The following is a 7,727-nucleotide window of genomic DNA, read 5'->3' as shown; positions in this document are numbered from 1 at the left end:
GTTGTTTGTTTCGTTCAGTTTTCAAAGAACTCATTCGCCGCCGAAGCGACTTTATCAATATAACATTTCGTTATATTTTCGTCAACAACTTTTTTATTTAAAAGTTGTTTTCATTTCTTTCGTCCGCTGCCTCTTGCGGCAACGAATATAAATATACCAGTTCACTTATTAAAATGCAATAGCTTTTTTAAAAAAACTTTACTACCTATAAAACATTAGAAAAACACCTTCATTATCCCTTTTATTCCTTCACATAAACATTACACTACAATAATAATATCTAACCAGAATTAAAAAAGCTTTGGAGAAATCTCCAAAGCTTAGTCTTGCTTATGTCGCATTGCAGGGAATAATAACACATCACGAATAGACGGCGCATTCGTTAATAACATAACAAGACGATCAATACCAATTCCAAGTCCACCTGTAGGAGGCATACCGTACTCAAGAGCTTCAATATAATCGTCATCCATCATATGTGCTTCGTCATTACCTTGCTCACGTTCTTTCAATTGCGCTTCAAAACGCTCTTTTTGATCAATTGGATCATTTAACTCTGTAAATGCATTCGCATGTTCACGAGCAACAATGAATAATTCGAAACGATCTGTAAAACGTGGGTCTTCTTCATTCTTTTTCGCAAGAGGAGAGATTTCCACTGGGTGACCGTAAATGAATGTAGGCTGAATTAAATGTTCTTCTACTTTTTGTTCAAAGAATTCATTAATGATATGACCAACTTCCATTGTATCCTTCACTTCTACACCGTGCTCTTTCGCTAATGCACGAGCTTCTTCAACACTCATTGGGCTCCAGAAGTCTGCTCCTGAATATTGTTTAATTGCATCCACCATATGAAGTCTTGTCCACTTCGGAGCTAAGTTAATTTCATGTTCACCATATTGGATTGTTGTTGCACCTAATACTTCCTGTGCAATATGAGCGATCATATTTTCTGTTAGTTCCATAATATCATTATAATCTGCGTACGCTTCGTATAACTCAATCATCGTAAACTCTGGGTTATGACGAGTTGATACACCTTCATTACGGAATACACGGCCAATTTCATACACTTTCTCTAGTCCACCAACAATAAGGCGCTTTAAGTGTAATTCAATCGCGATACGCATATATAATTCCATATCTAATGCATTGTGATGCGTAATGAACGGGCGAGCAGATGCTCCACCTGCAATTGCATGCATCATTGGTGTTTCAACTTCAAGATAGCCATTGTTATCTAAGTATCTTCTCATTTCACGAATTACTTTACTACGAGCGACGAACGTTTCACGACTTTCCATACTCGTAATTAAATCTAAGTAACGTTGGCGATAACGTTGTTCTACATCTTTTAATCCGTGATATTTATCAGGAAGTGGACGAAGAGATTTCGTTAATAATGTAAAGCTTGTCGCTTTAATAGAAAGCTCGCCTACTTTTGTTTTAAAAATTGTTCCTTCAATCCCAATTAAGTCACCTAAGTCTGCTGTTGTGAATAATTCATATTGCTCATCACCAACAGCGTCTTTACGTACATAAATTTGAATTTGCCCATGTAAATCTTGAATATGTGCAAATCCCGCTTTTCCTTTACCGCGCTTTGTCATCATACGACCAGCAAATGAAACAGCAATTTCTTTTCCTTCTAGCTCTTCTTTAGAAAGCTCGCTATATAAATCTGTTAATTCTTTCGTTGAGTGTGTACGCTCAAAACGTTTACCGAACGGGTCAATTCCTTGTTCACGTAAGTTATGTAGCTTCTCGCGACGAACGAGCAATTGGTCATTTAATTCTTCATGGTTCATGTTCTCCATGGTAACAGTATCACTCCAGCTCTATTAAAATTTACAATATATACAGTATAACATTTTCTATGCAACTAGAAAAACTGCCAGCAATGCACTGGCAGTTCTTATTCTTAGACGTAATTATAGGTAGTCGGAGCATGAATGTCAAACCCCCACTCCTACTCTTAACCAATTTGAATTGACTTTTGTTTCTCTTCAACTTCTTCTACAAACCCATGTAATAAAGAAGCAAAGTCAGCACGTGTGTTACATACATTAATTCCATTACGCACTTTTGCATTACCACGAACACTTTTTAAATACCACGCAGCATGCTTACGCATTTCGCGTACTGCGATATCTTCATTCTTTAAGTCAATTAGACGATCTAGATGAAGCATACATACATCAATCTTCTCACGTACTGATGGTTCTGGCATAAGTTCACCTGTCTCTAAATACTTAACCGTACGATAGATCATCCAAGGGTTACCAAGTGCTGCTCGGCCAATCATAACACCATCAACACCAATTTCATCAAGCATACGCTTTGCATCTTGAGGCGTTTCAACATCACCATTTCCGATAACAGGAATATTAATCGCTTGTTTCACTTGCTTAATAATATCCCAGTCTGCTCTTCCTTCATACATCTGTACACGTGTACGACCATGAACAGCCACCGCTTGCCCACCTGCACGCTCAACTGCCTGTGCATTTTCAATAGCGAAAATATGTTCTTCATCCCAACCAGTACGCATTTTTACTGTAACCGGCTTTTCTACCGCATCAACGACAGATGCTACCATTTCGTACACTTTATTCGGATCTAGCAACCACTTCGCTCCTGCATCACACTTTGTAATTTTCGGAACTGGACAACCCATATTAATATCGATAATATCTGCTGTCGTATTTTTATCTACATACTTCGCCGCTTCAACAAGCGTTTCTTTTTCCCCACCAAAAATTTGTAAGCTTAGCGGTTTTTCTCTTTCATCAATATATAACATATCTAATGTTTTTTGATTGTTAAATAAAATCGCCTTATCACTTACCATTTCTGCACACACTAACCCTGCACCAAACTCTTTTACCGTTAAACGGAATGCGGAGTTACATACTCCAGCCATAGGTGCTAATACAACCGGGTTTTTCATTTCAATGTTTGCAATCTTTAACACACAATTGTCTCCTTTCACGTTACTTCGGCATTAATTCTTCTATCGAAACATTTAATGTTTTAGAAACTTCCACAACAAATTCTTGAGTCGGAATACGATTCCCCCTCTCAACTTCACCTAAAACCGATACAGATACCCCTAATTCTTTTGCAAAACCTTCTTGCGTATAGCCTTTCAACTTCCGAAAAGCACGAATGCGTCTTCCCCATTTCTCTGCTTCCATACCGTTACTCCCTCTCGCCTTTTCATTTCTTCTACTTGTGAACGTGAAATGTTTTGTTTTATCTCTTGATTAATCTCCAACAACGGAACGATAACAAAAGCTCTTTCAAACATCCGCGGATGCGGAACGATAAGATTCTCTGCTTCAATATTTTCATGATTATAGAGAAGGATGTCAAGGTCAATGGTACGCGGCCCCCATCGAACTTCCCTTTTTCTTCCTAATTCATTCTCAGTCTTTTGCGTTACTTTCAGTAATTCTTGCGGTGATAAATTGGTAGAAATTTTTATTACTAAATTTAAAAATTTATCTTGGTCTGTATAACCAACCGGATCTGTTTCATACACAGAGGAAATATCCTCAACGCGAATTTGCGAATGCCCCCCTAACATTTCAATCGCTTCTAATAAATAAGCATAGCGCTCACCTATATTCGACCCAAGCGCAATATAAGCTATATGTTTCATGAACGTTCTCTCACAATTTCTACCGCTACCGCACGGTAATGACCCGGGATTGGAGGGTCTGGTTTTATCACCTTTACAGTACAACGACTAATACAATTGTACTGCGCTAATATATTTGCCGCAATATTCTCCGCGATGCTCTCAACAAGCTTGTACGTTTCTCCTTCAACAACACGCTTACAAAGCTCATACAATTCCCCATAGTTAACAGAGTGCTCTAAGTTGTCACTTTGCCCAGCTTTCTTCAAGTCTAACTCTACAGTTAAATCCACTTTAAAACGTTGTCCTAATTTATTCTCTTCTGGAAATACACCGTGATATCCGTAAAATTCCATATCATGGACGAAGATTTTATCCAACTCCATTCCCTCCTTTGCCAAGCATAGCATCCATCATTTTTGTCATCCGATCCATTTCTTTCACATCGTGCACTCGTACAATTGAGCATCCTTTTTGAATCCCTAGACAAACTGTAGCTCCTGTACCCTCTACTCGCTCGTCTACCGGAAGGTCTAACACATGGCCAATAAACGATTTTCGAGAAGTCCCAAGGAGGATTGGGTAGCCAAGTACATGTAATTGTTCAAGATTACGCATAACTTCCAAATTTTGATCCATTGTTTTTGCAAACCCTAGACCTGGATCCAAAATAATATTCTCATCCCGTACACCAGCATTTTTTGCGATTCTTACGCTTTCATATAAATCAAAAATCATATCTGACATCAAATTGCGGTAGTTCATATTATCTCGGTTATGCATTAAAATAATCGGTACATCATAGTGCGCCGCTACTTCGGCAATTTTTGGCTCAGCCTTCGCTCCCCATACATCATTGATAATATGAGCACCTGCCTCAATTGCTCGCTTCGCTACTTCGGCCTTATACGTATCGATAGAAATTGGTACATTTACCTCATTCGAAACAGCTTCAATAATCGGAACAACACGCTTTAACTCTTCTTCTTCCGATACTTTTGCAAACCCCGGACGGGTGGATTCTCCACCAATATCAATAATATGCGCACCTTCCTTCACCATTTCAACCGCATGACGAATGGCAGCTTCTACTTCGTTATAGCTTCCACCGTCTGAAAAAGAATCTGGTGTTGCATTTAAAATCCCCATAATATATGTCTTCTCATTGAAGTCTAATGTATATCGACCACACTTCACTTTGTAATCGTATTTCATATTCTTCATTCCCTCCTCACAACTCATCCTTGCTCCACAAAATCTCACGATGCTCGCTATATATCGAAAGAATCTCGTTTGTAATCACTCCTTGTTTCCCAGGAAAACGAACCTCCCCGATGTTAACAATCGGCACAATTTCTTGAATAGAGTTCGTTACAAATACCTCATCTGCTGCAAGAAGTTCCTCCTGTAAAAAGAAATCTTCCTTCACTTTTAAATTTAATCTTTCGGCGATTTTAAGGATAAACATACGTGTAATACCATTTAAAATCCCCGTCTGCAAAGCAGGTGTATATAAAATATGATTTTTTACAAAAAAGAGATTCGAAACAATCCCTTCAGCAACATATCCTTCTTTCGTAAGAAAAATACCTTCCTTTGTATTCGTATTCCCTAGCTCACGTTTCCCTAAAATATTATTCAAATAATGATGTGACTTTAAACGAACTTTGCCCTCTGGCGTATTACGAGTCTGTCGTAAAATTACACCTTCTTTTTCGACAATTTCACCCGGTGCATGTAAAGGCTTTACAAATACGATAAGAGAAGGTTCTTCATACTCATCTGTCTGCAATCCAATCTCACCAATACCCGCTGATACATTCAAACGAATATAGGCATGCTGCAACTCATTTTTCACAAGAAGATTCTCTATAATCCCTCTAATATCCGCTTTTGTCATATTCCAGCGAATATGTAAAGAGGAAAGAGCGGTCATAAGCCGCTCGTAGTGATCATCAAATAAAAAAGGATGTCCATTATAAATACGAAACGTCTCAAATACACCAAGACCATATAAATAACCATGGTCATATGGAGAGATCTTCGCCTCACTTGCATCTACAAATGAACCATTCACATAAATTAACATAACGCCTCTCTCCGGCTATAATGACGAATAAAGTTTTGAAGTAACTCTTTTCCATGAGAAGTCATAATAGATTCTGGATGAAACTGTACACCTTCAATCGGTAACGTTTTATGACGAAGCGCCATAATTTCTCCTTCCTCTGTCCAAGACGTAACTTCTAAACAATCTGGTAATGTTTCTTTCTTTACGATAAGTGAATGATAGCGTGTTGCTGTAAAGGGATTTGGAATATCAGCGAAAATCGTTTCTCCATTATGATGCATTGGAGACGTCTTCCCGTGCATTAAACGTTCTGCACGAACTACATCACCACCAAAGACTTGCGCAATCGATTGATGTCCTAAACACACACCAAAAATCGGGATTTTCCCAGCAAAATGACGAATCACATCCATACTAATACCCGCTTCATCTGGACTACAAGGTCCCGGTGAAATCATTAAGAAATCCGGCTTCATTCCCTCAATTTCTTCAATTGTAATCTCATCATTTCGTTTTACAACTAACGTTTGTCCAAGCTCTCCAAGAAACTGCACTAAATTAAACGTAAAGGAATCATAGTTATCAATCATTAATATCATTTTTCTCACCTAACCGTTTCTTCGCTACTTTCTTTTGCACGCCATAAAGCAATTGCTTTCTTTAACGATTCTTTATATTCATTGTGCGGGTTTGAATCAATAACAATTCCAGCCCCAGCTTGTACATAAGCTTGTCCATCTTTTGCAAGGAGCGTACGAATTACAATGTTTAATTCCATATCTCCTGAATAACCAATCCACCCAATCGAACCGGTGTAAATACCACGACGAACGGGTTCAAGTTCTTCAATAATTTCCATCGTACGAATTTTAGGCGCTCCTGTAATTGTTCCACCTGGAAAAACAGCCTTCGTCACATCAAATGCATCTTTTCCTTTCTGAAGTTCACCACGAACATTTGAAACAATGTGCATGACATGAGAGTACTTTTCAATCACCATAAACTCATCTACTTCCACTGTTCCGTACTCACACACTCGCCCTAAATCATTTCGTTCTAAATCAACAAGCATGACATGCTCAGCACACTCTTTTTCATTTTCAATGAGTTCTTTTGCAAGCTGTTCATCTTCTTTCTCATCTCTTCCACGCGAACGTGTACCTGCAATCGGGCGTGTGCTTACTTCGTCTCCTTGCTTCTTAATTAACAATTCGGGAGAACCACTTACAATTTGAAAATCTCCAAGCTCTAAATATCCCATATATGGCGATGGATTGATTTCACGTAACTTTGTATAAATTTCAAGCGGATGCGTTTGCAAGGTCTTTTCTTGACGCGTTGATAAATTCACCTGAAAGACATCACCAGCTCCTATATATTCTTGAATACGCTGCACTGCTCCCACGAATGTTTCTTCTGTAAATGATACATCCTCTTTATAACTTGCTAGAGGAGCAAAAGGAATTGTCACATTAGGAGCTTCTGACATCCATGTTTCTTTTAATATATTTAAACGATTTTCCGCTTCTTGTGCATCATCTGTATAATGCGTCGTAATCCATAAGACTTTTTCTTTATGATCGTAAATAAACACATCATCAAATAGTAAGAAAAAGACATCTGGTATATTGATATCTTCTTTTGCTAAAGCAGGAATCTTTTCAATATATCTAATGCAGTCATAACTAAAATAACCGATCGCCCCACCTTGAAACGGTGGATAATCTGGATTGTATTCCGTATGCCACTTCTCCATATATTGCTGCATGAGCTGTAATGGATTCCCTTCTTCTATTGTTTCCTTCTCATTTTCGAATATATGTAAAGCATTATCTTTCCCTTGAATAATTGCTACCGGATCAAGGCCAACAATACTATAACGCCCACCACGGCCGCTCTCTAAAATAATATGGTGCTTCTTCTTTTGCGAAAGAAATTTATACTGCTTAAAAAAATCTAGTTCATATGGAAATGAAATTGCTAAAGATTGTCTTCGTTGCATTTGAACAC

The 7,727-nt window shown here is 38.2% G+C and carries 9 protein-coding genes; all 9 read right to left on the bottom strand.

Features of this window, described 5'->3' with window-relative positions; genetic code table 11:
• Positions 1 to 320 precede the first annotated feature (320 nt).
• The gene (lysS, locus tag BAMA_RS20405) at positions 321 to 1,820 is read right to left on the bottom strand and encodes a lysine--tRNA ligase (RefSeq protein ID WP_034642971.1); all 1,500 of its coding nucleotides are present in this window, start codon (positions 1,818 to 1,820) and stop codon (positions 321 to 323) included.
• Positions 1,821 to 1,978: 158 nt separating this feature from the next.
• Positions 1,979 to 2,977: a tRNA dihydrouridine synthase DusB gene (dusB, locus tag BAMA_RS20400; protein ID WP_034642969.1), complete on the bottom strand. Its 999-nt coding sequence runs from the start codon at positions 2,975 to 2,977 to the stop codon at positions 1,979 to 1,981.
• Positions 2,978 to 2,996: 19 nt separating this feature from the next.
• The gene (locus BAMA_RS20395) at positions 2,997 to 3,200 is read right to left on the bottom strand and encodes a helix-turn-helix domain-containing protein (RefSeq protein ID WP_034642966.1); all 204 of its coding nucleotides are present in this window, start codon (positions 3,198 to 3,200) and stop codon (positions 2,997 to 2,999) included.
• Positions 3,152 to 3,667 (bottom strand): 2-amino-4-hydroxy-6-hydroxymethyldihydropteridine diphosphokinase, encoded by a 516-nt coding sequence (folK, locus tag BAMA_RS20390; protein ID WP_034642963.1) that lies wholly within the window; start codon positions 3,665 to 3,667, stop codon positions 3,152 to 3,154. The genes BAMA_RS20395 and folK overlap by 49 nt, the downstream gene beginning before the upstream one ends.
• Positions 3,664 to 4,026, bottom strand: a complete 363-nt coding sequence (folB, locus tag BAMA_RS20385) for a dihydroneopterin aldolase (protein WP_034642960.1) — start codon at positions 4,024 to 4,026, stop codon at positions 3,664 to 3,666. Before folB ends, folK begins: the two co-directional genes overlap by 4 nt.
• Positions 4,019 to 4,888: a dihydropteroate synthase gene (gene folP, locus BAMA_RS20380; RefSeq protein WP_084158075.1), complete on the bottom strand. Its 870-nt coding sequence runs from the start codon at positions 4,886 to 4,888 to the stop codon at positions 4,019 to 4,021. Before folP ends, folB begins: the two co-directional genes overlap by 8 nt.
• Positions 4,878 to 5,735 carry an aminodeoxychorismate lyase gene (gene pabC / locus BAMA_RS20375; protein WP_034642953.1) on the bottom strand — a complete coding sequence of 286 codons (858 nt, stop codon included), beginning with the start codon at positions 5,733 to 5,735 and terminating at the stop codon, positions 4,878 to 4,880. The genes folP and pabC overlap by 11 nt, the downstream gene beginning before the upstream one ends.
• Positions 5,729 to 6,316 carry an aminodeoxychorismate/anthranilate synthase component II gene (gene pabA, locus BAMA_RS20370; RefSeq protein ID WP_034642950.1) on the bottom strand — a complete coding sequence of 196 codons (588 nt, stop codon included), beginning with the start codon at positions 6,314 to 6,316 and terminating at the stop codon, positions 5,729 to 5,731. The genes pabC and pabA overlap by 7 nt, the downstream gene beginning before the upstream one ends.
• Before the next feature lie 5 nt (positions 6,317 to 6,321).
• Positions 6,322 to 7,719: an anthranilate synthase component I gene (gene trpE, locus BAMA_RS20365; protein ID WP_034642946.1), complete on the bottom strand. Its 1,398-nt coding sequence runs from the start codon at positions 7,717 to 7,719 to the stop codon at positions 6,322 to 6,324.
• Positions 7,720 to 7,727 lie beyond the last annotated feature (8 nt).

Source organism: Bacillus manliponensis, assembly GCF_000712595.1.
GTDB lineage: Bacteria > Bacillota > Bacilli > Bacillales > Bacillaceae_G > Bacillus_A > Bacillus_A manliponensis.
The sequence above is the reverse complement of the archived record's forward strand: the minus strand, read 5'-3'. Positions and strand labels throughout refer to the sequence as shown.

What these genes read in the sequence shown, in the direction of transcription:
- lysS (WP_034642971.1), bottom strand. Translation starts at nt 1,820, where the DNA reads ATGGAGAACATGAACCATGAAGAATTAAATGACCAATTGCTCGTTCGT.
- pabA (WP_034642950.1), bottom strand. Translation starts at nt 6,316, where the DNA reads ATGATATTAATGATTGATAACTATGATTCCTTTACGTTTAATTTAGTG.
- pabC (WP_034642953.1), bottom strand. Translation starts at nt 5,735, where the DNA reads ATGTTAATTTATGTGAATGGTTCATTTGTAGATGCAAGTGAGGCGAAG.
- trpE (WP_034642946.1), bottom strand. Translation starts at nt 7,719, where the DNA reads ATGCAACGAAGACAATCTTTAGCAATTTCATTTCCATATGAACTAGAT.
- folP (WP_084158075.1), bottom strand. Translation starts at nt 4,888, where the DNA reads ATGAGTTGTGAGGAGGGAATGAAGAATATGAAATACGATTACAAAGTG.
- BAMA_RS20395 (WP_034642966.1), bottom strand. Translation starts at nt 3,200, where the DNA reads ATGGAAGCAGAGAAATGGGGAAGACGCATTCGTGCTTTTCGGAAGTTG.
- folK (WP_034642963.1), bottom strand. Translation starts at nt 3,667, where the DNA reads ATGAAACATATAGCTTATATTGCGCTTGGGTCGAATATAGGTGAGCGC.